The sequence below is a fragment of the Roseburia sp. AM16-25 genome, assembly GCF_003473825.1.
GTDB lineage: Bacteria > Bacillota > Clostridia > Lachnospirales > Lachnospiraceae > Pararoseburia > Pararoseburia lenta.
The window spans coordinates 81,932-100,203 of record NZ_QUCW01000004.1; the positions used below are offsets into that span (position 1 = coordinate 81,932).

The following is an 18,272-nucleotide window of genomic DNA, read 5'->3' on the forward strand; positions in this document are numbered from 1 at the left end:
ATTACTTTCTCAACTGAATACCCATGGCTTCCAGTGCCTTTAAAATGCGGTTCATGGCAGCCGTGATATCTTCTTCCTCCAGGTTCTTATCTTTTGCTCTGAAGGTCAAAGAATATGCAACAGACTTATGCCCCTTTAAGATCTGGTTGCCCTCGTAGATATCAAAGAGTTCGTAAGACTCCAGGTAATTGCCGCCCTTGGTCTCAAAGACTTCCTCGATCTGTCCGACCAGGATCTCATTCGGAACCACCATACTGATGTCTCTTGTTGCAGCCGGGAACTTGGCAATGCCTTCGTACTTCTTGTCAAAGGATACAAATTCCATCACTGCCGGCATATCGACAACAGCGATATAGGTGCGCTCTTTCATACCGTAGTTTGCACATACCTTCGGGTGTACCTCACCTAAATATCCAATGACCTTATCCTGATAAAGGACATTTGCCTGACGGCCCGGATGTAAGAAGTTCTTACCGGATGCCGGATCATAGGTCAGTTTTGCATCCATGCCAAGTTGTGAAGTGATCTCCTCAATGACCCCCTTCATGGTAAAGAAATCACCCTCTCCATACATACCAAGTGTCAACTGCATTCTTTCTTCCGGCAGTTCAGTAAGTGGCAACTGCTTTGGCAGATAGATATTTCCCATTTCAAACAAGCGCACGTCCTTATTACGACGGTTTGCATTGGTTGCCAAAGATGTCATCATACCATTCAAAGGAAGGGTACGCATGATGCTGAAGTCCTCTCCCAAAGGATTGGAGATCACGATCGCCTGACGCAGTACATCATCCTTGTCCAGAAGGAGTTTGTCAAATACCTTTGGACTTTCAAAGGAGTAGGTCATGCCCTGTGAGAAACCACAGAACTGTGCAACATTGCGCACGATCTTTTCTACCTTTAACTTTTCAGAAAGACGACCGGTGGTTGCCTCTCCGCTTGGCAGTGAAGTCGGGATCTTGTCATAGCCATAGAAACGGGCAACTTCTTCTGCAAGGTCAGCATAACTTTCCAGATCCTGTCTCCATGACGGCACCAATACCTCATTGGTCTTTTCGTCATAGCCTAAGTCCAGACGTTTGAAGTATTCCAGCATGTCTTCCGGTGAAATATCGGTTCCCAGCATATGGTTGTATTTATCCGGTTCAAACGGCAAACGTCTGCCTTCCATCTTCTTGGTATAAATATCGATGGCACCGCCAACGACCTGACCTGCGCCCAATTCTTCTACCAACTGGCAGGCACGATCCATAGCATCCATGGCATTGTTTGGATCCAGTCCCTTTTCAAACTTGCCGGATGCGTCGGTACGCAGTCCCACACGCTTGGAAGAAAGACGGATATTGGTTCCGTCAAAGCATGCTGCCTCAAATAACATGGTCGAAACATTGTCTGTGATCATGGAATTTTCACCACCCATGATACCGGCAATGCCAATGGCTTTCTTGCCGTCACAGATCATCAGTACATTTTCATCTACATTTCTTTCCTGTCCGTCCAAAGTCACGAAAGTCTCACCGGCATTGGCACGGCGAACCCGGATCTCATGTCCTTCGATCGTATCCATATCATAGGCATGCATTGGCTGACCGTACTCTTCCATCACATAGTTGGTGATATCGACAATATTGTTGATCGGACGGATGCCCTGTGCGCGCAGGCGTTTCTGCATCCATTCCGGTGAAGGAGCGATCTTGATATTCTTTACCACTCTTGCCGTATAACGTGGGCAGAGATCTGTCGCCTCTACAGACACCTTGATATAATCGTTGACATCCTCGTCATTTCCTGTCTTTGTAACAACCTCTGGTACAAATTCTTTTTTAAAGGTTGCTGCTGCTTCTCTTGCAATGCCAAGAACAGCAAAGCAGTCTACACGGTTGGATGTGATCTCATATTCTACAACGGCATCATCCAGTCCCAATACCTTGACAGCATCGGCTCCCACCTGGGTATCCTCCGGGAAAATATAAATGCCGTATTCCGGTGCATCCGGGAACATATTGCGGTCTGAACCCAGTTCTTCGATCGAACACATCATACCGTTTGATTCTACGCCACGCAATTTGCCCTTCTTGATCTTGATGCCGCCCTCGGTCTTTTCACCGTCATGACCGCCGGCAACACGTCCGCCATCTAAGACAACCGGCACCTTTGCACCTTCATATACATTTGGTGCACCGGTCACGATCTGGATGGTCTCGCTTCCTACATTGACCTGACAGATGACTAGTTTGTCTGCATCCGGGTGCTTTTCGATCTTTTCGATCTGTCCGACTACGATCTTTTCCAGATCCTTGTCCATACATTCATAAAATTCTACTTTGGAGCCTGACAAAGTCATAGCATCCATAAATTCCTGAGGCGTTGCTTCCAGCCCCGGTACTAAATCTTTAATCCAATTTAATGATGTTCTCATGCTATTTCTTCCTCCTACTCCTAGAACTGCTTCAAGAAACGATCGTCGTTCTCATACAAGAGTCTCATGTCGTCAATTTCGTACTTCAAAAGTGTGATTCGCTCCAAGCCAAGTCCGAAAGCAAATCCCTGATATTCATTCGGGTCGATACCGCTCATCTTGAGTACCTTTGGATGTACCATGCCACAGCCTAAGATCTCGATCCAGCCCTCGCCCTTACAGAAACGACAGCCCTTGCCGCCGCACTTAAAGCAGGAAACGTCCATCTCTGCACTCGGCTCGGTAAATGGGAAATGATGCGGACGGAATTTAACCTTGGTGTCCGCGCCAAACAACTGCTTAACGAACTCCTGCAAAGTTCCCTTTAAGTCTGCAAAAGTAATGTTTTTATCGATAACCATCCCCTCGATCTGATGGAATGATGGAGAATGGGTCGCATCTACTTCATCGGAACGAAAAACTCTTCCCGGTGCGATCATACGGATCGGCAGTTTACCCTTTTCCATGACGCGCACCTGTACCGGTGAGGTCTGGGTACGAAGCAAAATGTCCTTATTGATATAGAAGGTATCCTGTTCATCCTTGGCAGGGTGATTTGCCGGGATATTCAAGGCTTCAAAGTTGTAGTAATCATATTCTACTTCCGGTCCTTCTACGACTTCATAGCCCATACCAACGAAAATATCTTCTACTTCCTGCAATACATTGGTGTTTGGATGTAAATGTCCGATCTTTGCCTTCTTTGCCGGAAGGGTCACATCGATGACTTCGGATTTGAGACGGTGATCTAACTCTGCCTCTTCCATGCGCTCTTTTGCCTCAGCGAGTTTCTCCTCGATGGCACTTCTGGTCTCATTTACCAGTTGTCCTACTGCCGGTCTGTCTTCCGGCTTCACATCTTTCATGGACTTTAATACAGCGGTCAGTTCACCCTTTTTTCCAAGCACTGCCACACGCACATCGTTAAGTGCAGACATTTCTTCTGCTGCATCAATCTGTTCCATGGCTCTTTTTGTGATTTCCTGTAACTTGTCTTTCATTTCTATCTCCTTTTCTTTATTTTCTCTTCAAAAAGTCCTTTTAGCACGAAGTGCCTTTTGTGATAGGGAATGTATCAGATTTCTATGACACAAAAAAGCGGAGGCTTCATCCCGATAGGGACGAAATCACTCCGCGTTACCACCCTGATTCCAGATTTCTCTGACACTCATATGCTTAACGTGCACTATCCGTCGCGACTTACTTCTTTCAGTCACGCAGCTCCTGCGGGAAATTCACCTGCCACCTTACCTTAGACGGGCTTTCAGCCGATGACCCATCCTCTCTGAAAAAAGTATGACATGCTACTGTGCGCATTCAAAGCCTTTAACATCTGACATTCTAGCATAGCCTGAAAAAAACATCAAGATTTATTTCTCAAGCGAAAGGCTTTCCATTTATCCTGTATTTTTCTCATCTGCTTGCGCATAAATCTCCCCAGCACTTCGGCAAAGAAAACATTCGCCTCCGCGCACATAAACATGATATACATACACGAATACAGCCAGAACATCATGAGCACGATCGTCGACATACTGCCATAAATAGAAAAACGATCGTAAAAATTCACATATAAAGATAGAAAAATCGAAAATACATACCAGATTGCTGCACAAAGAAGCGCGCCCGGGATCTGCGTATAAGCCTTGATCTTCTTATTTGGCAGGGTCGTAAAGAGCCAGACAAAAAGTCCGGTCAGTATGGCAAAGGCCACCAGCCCTCGGATCAGCGGGCGGACACTGACAATGGCTACCAGTATGCCCCAGACACCAAACGCCTGATCTAAAAGGCTCTGGATATATTCCGTAAATACCATGAGGATCAGCACGATGATAATGGCAAAAATAAATACGATCGTATAGACAATCGCCCAGAAACGAACGACAAACCAGTTTCTGGTCTCATCAATGCCATTTAAGACATTCATGCCTGCTGTCATATATTGCAGGGCCTTTCCTGCCGCCCACAGGGCAACGATCGCCGTGAGGGATATGATTCCGACCGACCGGGAATATACTTCATTTAAGATCGGCTGCAAGAGCGGTTCGATATATTTTGGCATGGCTTTACAGAGCAGGTCCGTGACATATTCCTGTGAAATATTGGTGTACTGTAATAAGGAAGTAAACACCATCAAAAAAGGAATTGCCGACATAATGATAAAAAATGCCGCCTGCGCGGCGAAAGCACCGATATTATCTCTTTTACATTTATCCAGATATGTCTTTACATATCCGATGACCATCCATATCATAATCTGTCCTCTATCTTTAATATACCTGCTGCAAGGCGGTTCCCTGATAAAAATATCCCAGGATATCCGTATAAGCATAACCGGCTGCCGCCAAGGCTTTGGCTGCATTCTGGCTCATGCCAACACCATGTCCGAAACCACCGCCATAGACCAGAAACTTTCCGTCCCCCTGCTTTTCGATGGAGATCGCCGCACTCGGAAGTGTGCTGACGCTGTCTAACCTTTCCTGATCCTGCAAGATGACATAGCCACACAGATCACCTAAGATCTGCCGGATATGTAACTGGTCCTCTATCTCTACCTTTCCCTCAGAAAAAGAAATGCTGATGCACATGGCTGTCCCGCCGGGATTGCGTTTTTCTACCGTGATATTCTTGATCTGCCCCAATGCCTTATCATCTGTCAAAGAAGTGTCTGTGATCTTCTTTTTCATCTTCCTGTCGCAGGAAATACTATCGTCCGTGGCAAGGTAATTCTGCAAATGTGCCCGCAGTCCGGAAAGATCATCCCCTGTAAGGCTTGCCTGCCAGCGGAAATAACGCTCGTTTGCCTCATAGGCATGCTCGTCCCCACTGCGCAGATAAGTATCAAAATCCTGTCCGCTTTCCTGTAAGCCGATATAGCCGGTATGAAAGATGCTGCTATCCATATTACCAAAAAGCGTGCCGTCCTGCATATAGCCACAGGATGTCGAATAATACAGGGCATCGACCACAGTTCCATCCTTCATAAGGATCTGCCCTGCGGTAGAACGGATCGCCTCATTGGTCTCCGCAGATTCCGTTCCCTGATTATACACCTGAAAAGAGACGGTGTCATCCATATTTCCTTTGACATCGGGATAGGCATAAGAATTGCTGTGCCCATAAGCATAGGTTCTTGCACACACCGCCTGTGCCTTTAATGCCTCTGCCCCATAGGTCCTTGGCATCTCGCTTGGCACGACGCGCTTTAAATAATATTCCATGGGAATCTGGTTGACCAGCACAAGTCCATTCGCCTGTCCCCAGATCTCCAGCGTCCCCTCATATCCATTGGAGGTCACGCCGTCCTCATTGACCAGATACCACTGGCTGCCCTCTGCGCCTGTGACCGTGATCGTCTCCCCGGCGCTGATCTGGTCTGCGCTCATGCTATAGGTCGTCCCTGCCGCCAGATCGCTGGTCTGCCCTGCCCGGTTGATGGTCAGATCGCTGTCTCCGTAAAGGCTGATAGAGCCCCGGTATATATCTTTGTCCCGATCCATAAGTACAATGCGAAGATCCGAAGAATAAGGCATTGCCTCCGGCGTATCCGGGACCTCCTCTTGTATCTTATCCTCTTCCTTGGTTGTCTGTCTCGCTATAAAATCCTGTAAAATACGCATTTTTCCTTGGGTATAAAGAATCAATAAGATCAAAAAGACACACAAAAGGGTCAGAAAAATAACCATGCGATAGTCTTTTGGCTTTCGTAATGTATAACGCGTCCGTTTTTTCAATTCTTTCCTCCCTCCCAGGAATTTTTATTACACAAGAAAGGAAGTCACCGGACGGCAACTTCCTTGTCTTATGTGTTTTATCTTTTTAAGTATCCCCAAAATGCCGGGCCTGATATTTTGACTCCTAGCAATGCTAGGTGGGTAACCGCAATCTGACTTCTGCCTTCCACTGCAAACGGAGGCCTGACATCCATCAGACAATATAAGAATCCCTTTTAAAGTAAATGTAGGTTCAAAACAACAGGTTGAATCGCACATTTCAGGTTAAAAAAATCTATTGCTATTATATGATATCTTCAAATAAATTACCATAGTAAATTATGGTTTTTTTCATATCTTGCTTTTACACGGTAACTCATGATAATATAAATAATATATACGCAAAAGGAGGTAACCATTGTGACAAATCAATCATTTAGCGAAATTACTCCTCAGTTAGTGCATTTATCAGAATTATCCAAGAAATCTTCTTACATCGACCCGGAATTATACACCAAATACGATGTAAAAAGAGGTCTTCGTGATTTAAATGGTAAAGGTGTCTTGGTCGGGATCACCGAGATTTCCGAGGTCAATTCCACCAAGATCGTGGATGGCAAATCCGTTCCTTGCGACGGTGAGTTATATTACCGCGGATACAATGTGCAGGATCTGATCGCAGAACTGCCGGATGACTGCTTCTTTGGTTTCGAGGAATGCACCTATCTGCTCCTCTTTGGCAAATTACCAAACAAACAGGAACTGGGCGAATTCTGTGAATTGTTGAGCAATTATCGTTCCCTGCCACAGAACTTTGTCCGTGATGTCATCATGAAAAAGCCAAGCAAAGACATGATGAACGCATTAGCACGTGGAGTTCTGACCTTATATTCTTATGATGAAGTACCGGACGACACATCCGAAGCCAATGTCCTGCGTCAGTGCTTACAACTGATCAGTATGTTCCCGCTTCTGTCCGTTTACAGTTACCAGACCTACCGCCACTACTACAATGGCGAAAGTCTGATTATCCATCCGCCAAAGAAAGAATATTCTACCGCAGAAAACATCCTGCATTGTCTGCGTGATGACAGTAAGTTCACACCACTCGAGGCAAAACTTTTAGATGTTGCCCTGATCCTGCATATGGAACACGGCGGTGGTAACAACTCCACCTTTACGACACATCTGGTTTCCTCCTCCGGCACGGATACCTACTCTGCCATCGCTGCTGCGATCGGTTCTTTGAAGGGGCCAAAACACGGCGGTGCCAACATCAAGGTTGTCAAGATGTTTGCAGATATGAAAGAACAGGTCAAAGACTGGACCAATGAAGAAGAAGTCGGCAATTATCTGCGTGACCTTCTGGATAAAAAAGCCTTCGACAAGGCAGGTCTTATTTATGGTATGGGTCATGCCGTTTATTCTCTGTCTGACCCGAGAGCCGTTACCTTCCATTCTTTCGTAGAACGTCTGTCTGAGGAAAAGGGCTATGAAAAAGAATTTGCCCTCTACTCTTTGGTAGAGCGCTTAGCACCGGAGATCATTGCCGAGAAGCGCAAGATCTACAAGGGTGTCAGCCCAAACGTCGATTTTTACAGTGGTTTTGTATATCAGATGCTTGGTCTTCCACTGGAACTCTATACACCAATCTTCGCCATCGCGCGTATCGCCGGATGGAGCGCACACCGTATGGAAGAAGTATGTCACAAGGGCAAGATCATGCGTCCTGCCTACATGACCGTATGTCCACACAAAGAAGTAACTCCTATGGACGAAAGAGAATAGATAAGTAGAAGGACAGGAGGGACATCCCTTCTGTCTTTTCTATTTTTCCACGATTTCAAAGGCAAACCAGAAATCTGCCCCCATCCCGGGCTTTGACTCTACACCATAGGTTGCTCCGTGCAATTCCAAGATCTTTTGCACAATGGAAAGTCCCAGACCTGTGCCTGACACCAGACGTTTTCTCGCCTTATCTCCCTTATAATAGCGATCCCACACATAAGGAATATCCTGTGCCGCAATTCCCTCTCCGCTGTCGATCACATCCACGCGTACATGGTGTTCGTGCAGGCTTTGCCGCACGATGATCTTTTTATCGGCTCCGGTATAATTGATGGCATTGCCTATCAGATTGCAAAGCACCTGGGCGATCTTGTCTGCATCTCCCATGATATAGACTTCTCCATCTGCAACAAATTCCATGACATAACCATCCTGCTCCTTTAATTTGCCATAACGCAGCATGACCTGTCGCATCAGGTCGGTCAGATCTAACTGCATACTACCCATATATTCGATCTGTGTTTCTCCGCCGGATGCCTGTGCCTGGGCATACAGTTCTTTGAAGGTATCCTGCGGCAGGGTATTCATAGTTCCCCGCGGATTGTACTGTGCACTGTAAAGCGAAGCACCGTCTGCATCTGTGACCAAAAGTGATACGCCATTATCCAGCGCCAGTGTCTCCAAAGCCTCCGACAGATCGTCACTATCCTCCGCACTTACCAGAATTGACTTCCAGTCCCTCATAGGTATAGATATCCATTTTTTATTCCGTCGTTTTCTGCCGGCTCATGACCACCTTGACGCATCATCAACTCTTTTGGAGAAAAAGGCTTTACCACATAGTCATCCACGCCACACTCAAAGCCATGGATCCGGTCATATTCCTCGCCCCTGGCAGAAATCATGATCACCGGAATATCTTTTGTCTTTTTGATGGCGGCACAGGTAGAAAAACCGTCCAGTTCCGGCATTCATCACATCCATGACCAAAAGGTCATAGTCCTGCTTCTGGCACTTTTCTACGACTTCCATACCATTGGCAGCCTCATCGATCTCATAACCTTCAAATTCACCATACTTGCGGATGATCAGACGGATCTTCTCCTCGTCATCTACTACAAGAATTCTGCCACTCAAAAGAATTTCTCCTTTCCCTTGCGAAGTTGCATGGAAAACCATACCCATGCGACGATAAAGACCACGATCATGATGACATTGACGATCTGTCCCAGATTCAAGAACATATCATTGCACACGCCCTCGATGCCAAAGATAGCAGACACAAGCCCAAAGATGATCGCCCGCGGGAAAAGAAAGGCAATAAAGCCCGGCTGATCCTTACATTTGGTCATTTCCTCTACCGGCACAAATAAATTCGGCACCATGCCATCCTTTTTCATCTTTATCGTAGAAAAGATAATATAAGATCCCATAATCGTGATGATCACATCAAAAATAACCATCATATCTGCATTTGTCATTTTTACACCTCTCTCATTTATTTGTAATCATTATAACGGTAAGATTTTTTTCTTTCAATAAAAGTCTAAGGTTTTACACAATTTGTTTGAATAATTATGTCATTTGATGTAGTATTATAAGTATATTTAGATAAGTTAGGAAGAAATAATTGCAAGGAGTTATAGATATGGATTTATCGAACAAAAGCATACTGATATGCGACGACTCAATATTAGCCAGAAAGAACCTAAAGGATGCCATCAGCGAATACGCATCCGGGGCTACCTATTATGATGCTGTCAACGGCGAGCAGGCCGTTGAGCAGTTCAAAAAATATCATCCGGACATGGTATTTCTTGACATTGTCATGCCGCTCAAAGACGGCATCGCTGCGACCAAGGAGATCATCGCTGCAGATCCTGACGCAACGATCATCATTGTCTCCTCTGTCGGCACACAGATGCAGTTAAAGAAGGCGATCGAAGCCGGAGCAAAAGATTTCATTCAGAAGCCGATCAGTCAGCCACAGGTTGATCGATTGATTGAGGTACACTTAGGGGGAAAATAAAGTATGTATTCACAGTTTTTTGGCTCTTATCTGCTCAGACGCGATGCCATTACGCCTGAACAGTTGACACACGCGATCTCACAGTTGTCTGCCGCGCACATCAAGTTAGGTACCCTTGCCATGCACAAGGGCTATATGGTTGCCTCCGAAGTGGACGAAGTATGCTTTCTGCAGACCAGAGAAGACCGCAGATTTGGCGAGATTGCCATAGAGCGCGGTTATCTTACTGAAGACCAGGTACGCGAACTTTTAAAGACACAGATCCCGGACTTTCTCCTCTTTGGACAATGTCTGGTCGATGATGGTGCCATTTCCTATGAGGAACTGCAAACGCTGGTCTTGGACTACGAAGCCGAAAATGAGATGTATGACATCGATCTGAATATCGAAAGCAAAGAAAAGATCACCCAGTTGATCGAACGTTTCTTTTTGGTGGCAGAGGTTCCGATCACGGAATACAGCATCATGTATATGGAACTCATGTTCAATAATCTGGTGCGTTTTATCGGGGATGACTTCACTCCTCTCACACCGATTCCTTGTGATGAGTTCCCGGTCAACTACTGCGTCTCCCAGCGTATCCACGGCAAGGTAAACTGCATTTCCCGTGTGGACATGGAAGAAGATGTTGCTATTGCTTTCGCATCGCGCTATGCCAAGACAACTTTTACCGAGTTTGACGAATATGTGCAGGCATCTATTGAGGACTTTATCAATCTGCACAACGGACTCTTTATGGTCAATATGTCCAATGAACACTCCATCGAATTATCCTTGGATCCACCTTCCGTAGATACCACAGAAGCACTGTCGCTTTCTTCTACGACTTTCATTCTGCCGGTCATCTATCCGTTTGGTGCTATTCATTTGATCATCAGTTTATATGCTTAGTATGAAAATCCATATTTTAAAAAGAGGGCTTCCGCTTGGGAAACCCTCTTTTTTGTATCTTGTATATTTTTTATTTCAGGAAATCTCTTACTACCTGTGGCATCTGATCCACGGCACAAATGGTCTTGTGACGTACCGGAGCACTGCGGATCTCTTCTACGGCTCTTGGCACCTCGACACGGGAGATCTCGCTCAATTTATCGATCAATGCGAAATCATCTTCCTTTGCATAGGAAGCATCAATGGCAGTCATGACGCTCTTGGCAAACTTGAAAGGACTTGCGGTAGAAGCGATGACCGTCGTTGTCTCATCCCCTGTCTCTGCCTTATATTTTCCGTAAACACCGGCAGCAACCGCGGTATGGGTATCGATCACATAGCCTGTCTTTTCATAGAGATCATGAATGGTCTGTCCGGTCTCTTCCTCGCTGCTGTAATTGCCATAGAAATCCTGCAAAGCCTGACGCATCTGTGGCGTGATCTCATAGCGTCCTTCTGTCGTAAGGCTCTGCATCAATGCTGCATTTGCCTTTGCGTCCTCACCTGCAATGCGATAGATCAGACGCTCCAAGTTGCTGGAGATCAGAATATCCATAGACGGTGAGTTGGTAAGGATAAATTCTCGGTTCTTGTCATAGACACCGGTACGGAAGAAATCAAATAATACTTTATTTTCATTGGATGCACAGATCAGTTTCGCGATCGGCAACCCCATATTTTTTGCATAAAATGCGGCTAAGATATTTCCAAAATTTCCTGTCGGCACAACCACATTGATCGATTCTCCCGCCTTGATCTTGTCGTTGGCAAGCAGACGGCTGTATGCATAGACATAATATACGATCTGCGGTACCAGACGTCCGATATTGATGGAATTGGCAGATGAGAACTGATAGCCTGCTGCGTCCAGTTCCTTTTTCAGATCTTCGTCAGCAAACATCTTTTTCACACCGGTCTGTGCCTGATCGAAATTGCCGTCGATCCCAACAACCAGTGTGTTGTCCCCTGTCTGGGTCACCATCTGCTGCTTTTGGATCGGGCTGACACCGTCCTTTGGATAAAAGACAATGATCTTGGTGCCCTCTACGCCTGCAAATCCGGCAAGGGCAGCCTTTCCGGTATCTCCGCTGGTCGCAGTAAGAATGACAATATCATTTTTGATCTGGTTCTTTCTGGCTGATGTGATCATCAAATGCGGCAGGATAGATAATGCCATATCTTTAAAGGCAATGGTAGATCCATGGAACAGTTCCAGATAGTAAGCGCCGTCTGCATATACCAAAGGTGCGATCTCCTCGGTGTCAAACTTGGCATCATAAGCGCGGTTGATACAGTTTTCCAACTCTTCCTTGGTAAAATCTGTCAAAAAGAGTTTCATGACTTCATAGGCTGTCTGCTGATAAGTCATCTTGCTCAAATCTTCCAAACTCACATCCAATTTTGGAATAAAGGTTGGGACAAACAATCCGCCACCATTTGCCAATCCTTTTAAGATCGCCTGTGATGCGCTCACCACTTCAGATGCATCTCTTGTGCTTACATACTGTAATTCCATTTTCTTACCTCTTCCTTTTTCTTCACTCACTTCGTTTGTAACTTTGACACGTCACTACGCTGATTTCCATTATACGTTATACCCAAAAGCCGTGTCAACGTAGGATTTCTCAAATCCAGACCCTTATGCTATAATAAATGTCATATAAATAATGAAAGGAAGGAATTTATGTCAACCGGCGTATATCAAACCTCAAAAAAAGATGGCTCTCTTTATTATCGTGCCAGCCTGACTTATCATGCCAAGCATATCAGCCTTGGTTCTTCTTCTGATGCTGCCATCGCCCACGCCATCTATCGGGAAGCCATGGACATCTTATCCAGTCCTGCGATCACGCCGGAAAACTACACTTCCCGCATCCGCCACCTGTCTTTTGAAAAAGCCATCAGCCTTTTGAATTTCCGGGATCACGGCATGTATATCAAAACACCGATCTACCTGCAAAAGGGATTTTTTTCCTATTATCTGGAGGCAGATTATGATCTCAAATTTGACAATGACGATCTTTTCTACTATTCCAGCCATAAGATCATGCGGCGCGGCAATCACCTCTTTGTCAATGACTATGGCATGCAATACAATATCGCCCAACGCTATGGCATCAAGAATTACGGTGTAGCCGGACGGGATTATGTCTTTGTCAACGGGGATCCGACCGATTACCGCTATGCCAATATCCGCATCATCAACGCCTATCACGGCATCACCCAGACCGAGAAAAAGGGCAAATGCCTCTTTGTTGCCAGGCTCCACCTCAATGGTGATGTCATCATTGGAAAATATACAACGGAGATCAAGGCTGCCATCGCCTACAACAAGGCGGTCGACTACGCCAGAGATCACGGCATCCAGAAAAAATTTATCCAGAACTATATCGCAGACCTGTCTGCCCGGGAATATGCCGATGTTTATTCGGCACTAAAACTCTCCCAGACTTATCTGGATTATATCGATTCCTTTGTCATATAACTTGACCCGATCTGTCAAACAGACCGGGTCTTTTCATATTCTTTTATTTCTGATTGATATAATTGACAAGTCCTTCGCAGTCAATGATCTTTTGCATGAATGGCGGGAACGCCTGCCCCTGATAGGTCTTATTGGTCGTCTTATTGGTGATCAGACCACTGTCAAAATCAACATATACCTCGTCTCCATCCGAAATATCTTTTGCCGCCTCCGGGCACTCTACGATCGGAAGTCCGATATTGATGGCATTGCGGTAAAAAATTCTCGCAAAGGTCTCTGCGATCACACAAGATACGCCGGCTGCCTTGATCGCGATCGGTGCATGTTCTCTGGATGATCCGCATCCAAAATTCTTGGTTGCCACAATGATGTCTCCCGGCGTTACTTTTTTTACAAAATCTGCATCGATATCTTCCATACAGTGTGTTGCCAGTTCCTTTGGATCTGATGAATTCAGATATCTCGCCGGAATAATAACATCGGTATCTACATTATCGCCAAACTTAAATACTTTTCCTTCTGCTGCTTTCATATTCTCACCTCTTATACGTTTTCCGGTCCGCTGATCTTACCTGTCAAAGCACTTGCTGCTGCCACTGCCGGGCTTGCCAGATATACTTCGGAATCTACATGTCCCATACGTCCGACAAAGTTTCGGTTAGTTGTCGAAACGCATCGTTCGCCTGCTGCCAAAATTCCCATATAACCGCCCAGACACGGACCACAGGTCGGTGTACTGACGATGGCACCAGCCTCAATAAAGGTTCGGATGAAACCTGCTTCCATGGCATCCAGATAGATCTGCTGGGTTGCCGGGATCACGATAACGCGTAAGCCCTTCTTGACTTTCTTGCCCTTTAAGATCTCTGCCGCTGTCTTTAAGTCCTCAAATCTGCCGTTGGTACAAGAGCCGATCACAACCTGATCGATCTTGATATCGCCGACCTCGTCAATGGTCTTTGTATTTTCCGGTAAATGTGGAAATGCGATCGTTGACTTTAAGGTTGAAAGATCGATCGTATATTCTTCATCATAAACAGCGTCCGCATCTGCCTCATATACCTTGTAATCTCTCTTGGAATGTTCTGCCATATACTGCTTAGCCAGATCGTCAACCGGGAAGATACCGTTCTTTCCACCGGCTTCGATGGCCATATTTGCAATAGTAAAACGATCATCCATGGATAAGTATTGGATGCCTTCGCCGACAAATTCCATGGACTTGTAAAGTGCGCCATCCACACCGATCATACCGATGATGTGCAAGATCACGTCTTTACCGCTGATGTATTTATTCGGCTTGCCAACCAGATTGAACTTGATAGCGGACGGTACTTTGAACCATGCCTTACCGGTTGCCATGCCTGCTGCCATATCCGTACTTCCCACGCCGGTAGAAAATGCTCCGAGCGCACCGTAGGTACAGGTGTGTGAGTCTGCTCCGATGATGACATCACCGGCTACGGTCAAACCTTTTTCCGGCAAAAGGGCATGTTCGATTCCCATCTCTCCCACATCAAAATAATTGGTGATCTCATTTCTGCACGCAAACTCACGGACACATTTGCAATGCTCTGCGGATTTAATGTCCTTATTGGGTACAAAGTGATCCATGACAAGTGCGATCTTGTCCTTGTGGAAAACGCCGTCTACCTTCATTTTTTCGATCTCATGAATGGCTACCGGTGAAGTGATATCATTGCCCAGTACCAGATCCAGATCTGCCTCGATCAACTGTCCTGCCACTACGGAATCCAATCCGGCATGTGCCGCAAGAATTTTCTGTGTCATTGTCATTCCCATGACATGTTCCTCCTTTTTCTCCTGATCTATACTTATGTGCTTCTTATGTCTGATTTTCCTGCCTGTGACACCGGATACGTTTGCAGCCATACCCCATATCTCAGGCAGTTTTCTTTTGTTCAATATTGATTTTACCATGAAAGTATATATAATAGAAATACATATTAAATATATTCACTATAACTATAGGTTATATATCATCAGAAAGGAAATACAATGAACAATCCACTGTCTGCTTATCACATTTTTTATGAAGTTGCCAAAGCCGGAAGTTTTTCCAAGGCAACCAACCAATTATATATCAGCCAGCCTGCCATCAGCAAATCCATCCAGAAGTTGGAAGACGCTCTCCATACCCGCCTCTTTTTGCGCAATTCCAAGGGTGTTCGGCTGACACCGGAAGGGCAACTCCTCTTTCAGCATTTAGATACCGCCTTCTCGGCAATCACAAGTGCAGAGACCAAGTTGGAGACACTGACCCGGACCGATGGCGGCACCCTGCATATCGGGGTCAGCACGACCCTCTGCAAATATCTCCTGCTTCCCTACCTGTCCGCCTTTATCCGGGAACACCCACAGATCAATATCCGCATCCGCTGTCAGTCCTCCAATGAGACCCTCAAGATGTTAGCCGATGATGCCATTGACATCGGGCTTGTCGGCATGCCGGAGCATAAGACTGGCTTCATCTATGAAAATTTAGTGGAGATCGAGGACATCTTTGTGGCGACTTCCACCTATATGTCGCATCTTCCGCAGGATATGACTTCCACGCGGGAGATCTTGGAAGCATCCACCCTTATGCTCCTTGATAAAAATAATATGACCCGTCAGTACATTGACGATTACCTCGCCAAGAACCAGATCCAGACCAAGGACTATATCGAGATCTCCAATATGGATCTTTTGATCGAGTTTGCCAAGATCGGTGTCGGTGTTGCCTGTGTCATCAAAAACTTTGTGCAGGAGGAACTGGCAGACGGACAGTTGCAGCAGATTCCGCTTGACATCCCCATCCATAAGCGTGATGTCGGCTTTGCCTACAAAAAGACGCATCTGCAAAACGATGCGTTGTCCTGCTTTCTTGATTTTTGCCGTGGCTAGGCAATGCGACAGCAAACTTCGCGGGAGCAGATGGCTGGCAGGGGGGCAGGGGATGGGCTGGTGCAGTATGCGGGCGGCAAACTTAGGAGCAGGTTATGTGAGTCTCTTCGAGAAAGGATTTGCTTAGAAGAAACTGTCTCTTGCACAGCTTCTTCTAAGCAAATCTTTCTCGTCAGAGACTCCCTGTTCTGCGACAGTTTACCGCCCGCATACTGCACCAGCCCATCCCCTGCCCCCCTGCCAGCCATCTGCTCCTCTATATCTGATAACACATCGCCCTATCCCCAAGACGAAAAAAAGACAGTGCGACGAGCGCACTGTCTTTTATGTACAGTCGACTTAGTTGTTGACCAACTTGTCTTCTTCGTTATTCCAACTGTAAAGTTTACGGATCTCCTCGCCAACCTTCTCTGAAGGATGCTCAGAGGCCAACTTTCTCATAGCCTTGAAGTGAACCTGACGACCTGCAGGTGACATATCCAGTAAGAACTCCTTAGCGAAAGAACCATCCTGAATGTCAGAAAGGATCTGCTTCATAGCCTTCTTGGTGTCTTCTGTAACGATCTTAGGCCCTGTGATGTAATCACCATACTCTGCTGTGTTAGAGATAGAATATCTCATGCCTGCGAAACCTGACTGATAAATCAGATCTACGATCAACTTCATCTCATGAATACACTCGAAGTATGCATTTCTTGGATCATAACCTGCTTCGCAAAGTGTCTCAAAACCAGCCTGCATAAGTGCACAAACACCACCGCAAAGAACTGCCTGCTCACCAAAGAGGTCTGTCTCTGTCTCTGTTCTGAAGGTTGTCTCCAAAAGACCTGCTCTTGCGCCGCCGATGGCAAGACCATAAGCAAGTGCCATGTCAAGAGCCTTTCCTGTGTAATCCTGCTCTACAGCAATCAGACAAGGAGTACCCTTTCCTGCCTGATACTCAGAACGAACGGTATGACCCGGAGCCTTAGGAGCGATCATGGTAACATCTACATTCTTTGGTGGCTTGATGCATCCGAAGTGAATGTTGAAACCATGAGCAAACATAAGCATGTTGCCTTCTTCCAAGTTTGGCTCAATGTCTTTCTTATACATATCAGCCTGTAACTCATCATTGATCAAGATCATAATGATGTCTGCTCTCTTTGCAGCTTCTGCTGCTGTATATACTTCAAATCCCTGCTTTTCAGCCTTTGCCCAAGACTTAGAGCCTTCGTACAAACCGATGATCACGTTGCATCCTGACTCCTTTGCATTCAATGCATGGGCATGACCCTGGCTACCATAGCCGATGACTGCAATCGTCTTACCATCTAACAATGATAAATTACAGTCTTCCTGATAAAAAATTCTTGCTTCCTGTGACATCTTTTTTTCCTCCTTTAATATCAATCAATTATAACAACATCCTTAGTACCTCTGGTCAGACCGGTAAGACCTGTCCTTGCCAATTCCAAAATCTCATAATCAGCTAACATATCCAAGAATGATTGTAACTTGTCCTGATGGCCGGTAACCTCAATGACCATGGAATCATGGGTCACATCCACTACCTTGCCGTGAAAAATGTCCGTAATGGTGAGTACCGACTGGCGATCCTCAGCCTTAGCGGAGATCTTGACGATCATGAGTTCTCTCGTAACGGATGAGCCCGGCTCTAAGATCTTGACATCTACCACATCCTCTAACTTGGCAAGTTGCTTCTCAATCTGCTCTAAGATCAATTCGTCACCGCTTGCCACGATGGTAATTCTGGTAAATCTCGGATCTGCTGTCACTCCGGCAGAAAAACTGTCGATATTGTAGCCTCTACGGCTAAAAAGCCCGGATACATGGCTCAAAAGCCCCGGTGTATTTTCTACCAAAATGGACATTACCTGACTTCTCATACGAAAAAACCTCTCCTCTGTCATTTGCAGACAGACACTTGTCCGTCTCGCGCTTAAAAATTATTCTAGCACA

At 45.8% G+C, this 18,272-nt stretch carries 18 protein-coding genes, 1 other RNA gene and 1 other annotated feature; of the genes, 5 read left to right on the top strand and 14 right to left on the bottom strand.

Going from position 1 to position 18,272, the window contains the following annotated elements:
• Position 1: 1 nt before the first annotated feature.
• The 5 genes from pheT to ssrS all read right to left on the bottom strand — a co-directional run bounded on the left by pheT (position 2) and on the right by ssrS (position 6,461).
• Positions 2-2,419 carry a phenylalanine--tRNA ligase subunit beta gene (pheT, locus tag DW183_RS10480; RefSeq protein WP_118281956.1) on the bottom strand — a complete coding sequence of 806 codons (2,418 nt, stop codon included), beginning with the start codon at positions 2,417-2,419 and terminating at the stop codon, positions 2-4.
• A 20-nt stretch (positions 2,420-2,439) separates the two neighbouring features.
• On the bottom strand, positions 2,440-3,459 hold the full coding sequence (gene pheS / locus DW183_RS10485; RefSeq protein WP_118281957.1) for a phenylalanine--tRNA ligase subunit alpha: 1,020 nt from the start codon (positions 3,457-3,459) through the stop codon (positions 2,440-2,442).
• Positions 3,460-3,572: 113 nt separating this feature from the next.
• Positions 3,573-3,788: a binding site (T-box leader), on the bottom strand.
• Between the two features lie 33 nt (positions 3,789-3,821).
• Positions 3,822-4,712 (bottom strand): YihY/virulence factor BrkB family protein, encoded by an 891-nt coding sequence (locus DW183_RS10490; RefSeq protein WP_118281958.1) that lies wholly within the window; start codon positions 4,710-4,712, stop codon positions 3,822-3,824.
• Positions 4,713-4,728: 16 nt separating this feature from the next.
• The gene (locus DW183_RS10495) at positions 4,729-6,192 is read right to left on the bottom strand and encodes a SpoIID/LytB domain-containing protein (RefSeq protein ID WP_118281959.1); all 1,464 of its coding nucleotides are present in this window, start codon (positions 6,190-6,192) and stop codon (positions 4,729-4,731) included.
• Positions 6,193-6,280: 88 nt separating this feature from the next.
• Positions 6,281-6,461, bottom strand: a non-coding RNA gene (ssrS, locus tag DW183_RS10500) — 6S RNA.
• Positions 6,462-6,591: 130 nt separating this feature from the next.
• Here ssrS and DW183_RS10505 point away from each other — a divergent pair.
• Positions 6,592-7,959, top strand: coding sequence for a citrate/2-methylcitrate synthase (locus DW183_RS10505; protein ID WP_118281960.1), 1,368 nt, complete (start codon positions 6,592-6,594; stop codon positions 7,957-7,959).
• 39 nt (positions 7,960-7,998) lie between these two features.
• Here DW183_RS10505 and DW183_RS10510 read toward each other — a convergent pair whose 3' ends face one another.
• The 4 genes from DW183_RS10510 to DW183_RS10520 are packed head-to-tail and all read right to left on the bottom strand — an operon-like array spanning position 7,999 to position 9,440.
• Entirely contained in the window at positions 7,999-8,703 is a 705-nt protein-coding gene (locus DW183_RS10510; protein ID WP_118281961.1) for a sensor histidine kinase, read from the bottom strand.
• On the bottom strand, positions 8,700-8,870 hold the full coding sequence (locus DW183_RS12795; RefSeq protein WP_330416380.1) for a hypothetical protein: 171 nt from the start codon (positions 8,868-8,870) through the stop codon (positions 8,700-8,702). Before DW183_RS12795 ends, DW183_RS10510 begins: the two co-directional genes overlap by 4 nt.
• Entirely contained in the window at positions 8,836-9,096 is a 261-nt protein-coding gene (locus DW183_RS10515) for a response regulator transcription factor (RefSeq protein ID WP_330416381.1), read from the bottom strand. Before DW183_RS10515 ends, DW183_RS12795 begins: the two co-directional genes overlap by 35 nt.
• Entirely contained in the window at positions 9,093-9,440 is a 348-nt protein-coding gene (locus DW183_RS10520; protein ID WP_118281962.1) for a hypothetical protein, read from the bottom strand. The genes DW183_RS10515 and DW183_RS10520 overlap by 4 nt, the downstream gene beginning before the upstream one ends.
• A gap of 167 nt (positions 9,441-9,607) precedes the next feature.
• On the opposite strand from DW183_RS10520, the gene DW183_RS10525 reads away from it, so the two are divergent.
• Both DW183_RS10525 and DW183_RS10530 read left to right on the top strand, forming a co-directional pair.
• Positions 9,608-9,988, top strand: a complete 381-nt coding sequence (locus DW183_RS10525; protein WP_118281963.1) for a response regulator — start codon at positions 9,608-9,610, stop codon at positions 9,986-9,988.
• 3 nt (positions 9,989-9,991) lie between these two features.
• On the top strand, positions 9,992-10,879 hold the full coding sequence (locus DW183_RS10530) for a chemotaxis protein CheX (RefSeq protein ID WP_118281964.1): 888 nt from the start codon (positions 9,992-9,994) through the stop codon (positions 10,877-10,879).
• 70 nt (positions 10,880-10,949) lie between these two features.
• On the opposite strand, the gene thrC is transcribed toward DW183_RS10530, so the two are convergent.
• Positions 10,950-12,434: a threonine synthase gene (thrC, locus tag DW183_RS10535; protein ID WP_118281965.1), complete on the bottom strand. Its 1,485-nt coding sequence runs from the start codon at positions 12,432-12,434 to the stop codon at positions 10,950-10,952.
• Between the two features lie 168 nt (positions 12,435-12,602).
• Between thrC and DW183_RS10540 the strand changes: the two genes are divergently transcribed.
• Positions 12,603-13,403 (top strand): hypothetical protein, encoded by an 801-nt coding sequence (locus tag DW183_RS10540; protein WP_118281966.1) that lies wholly within the window; start codon positions 12,603-12,605, stop codon positions 13,401-13,403.
• A 43-nt stretch (positions 13,404-13,446) separates the two neighbouring features.
• Here the strand turns inward: DW183_RS10540 and leuD are convergent, their stop codons facing one another.
• Positions 13,447-13,935 carry a 3-isopropylmalate dehydratase small subunit gene (gene leuD / locus DW183_RS10545; protein ID WP_118281967.1) on the bottom strand — a complete coding sequence of 163 codons (489 nt, stop codon included), beginning with the start codon at positions 13,933-13,935 and terminating at the stop codon, positions 13,447-13,449.
• An 11-nt stretch (positions 13,936-13,946) separates the two neighbouring features.
• Entirely contained in the window at positions 13,947-15,206 is a 1,260-nt protein-coding gene (gene leuC, locus DW183_RS10550) for a 3-isopropylmalate dehydratase large subunit (RefSeq protein WP_118282105.1), read from the bottom strand.
• A 216-nt stretch (positions 15,207-15,422) separates the two neighbouring features.
• Here leuC and DW183_RS10555 point away from each other — a divergent pair, with 216 nt between their 5' ends.
• Entirely contained in the window at positions 15,423-16,310 is an 888-nt protein-coding gene (locus DW183_RS10555) for a LysR family transcriptional regulator (RefSeq protein ID WP_118281968.1), read from the top strand.
• Between the two features lie 339 nt (positions 16,311-16,649).
• Here the strand turns inward: DW183_RS10555 and ilvC are convergent, their stop codons facing one another.
• Both ilvC and ilvN read right to left on the bottom strand, forming a co-directional pair.
• Positions 16,650-17,678, bottom strand: a complete 1,029-nt coding sequence (gene ilvC / locus DW183_RS10560; protein ID WP_118281969.1) for a ketol-acid reductoisomerase — start codon at positions 17,676-17,678, stop codon at positions 16,650-16,652.
• Positions 17,679-17,698: 20 nt separating this feature from the next.
• Positions 17,699-18,199 (bottom strand): acetolactate synthase small subunit, encoded by a 501-nt coding sequence (gene ilvN / locus DW183_RS10565; protein WP_118281970.1) that lies wholly within the window; start codon positions 18,197-18,199, stop codon positions 17,699-17,701.
• Between the last annotated feature and the right edge of the window lie 73 nt (positions 18,200-18,272).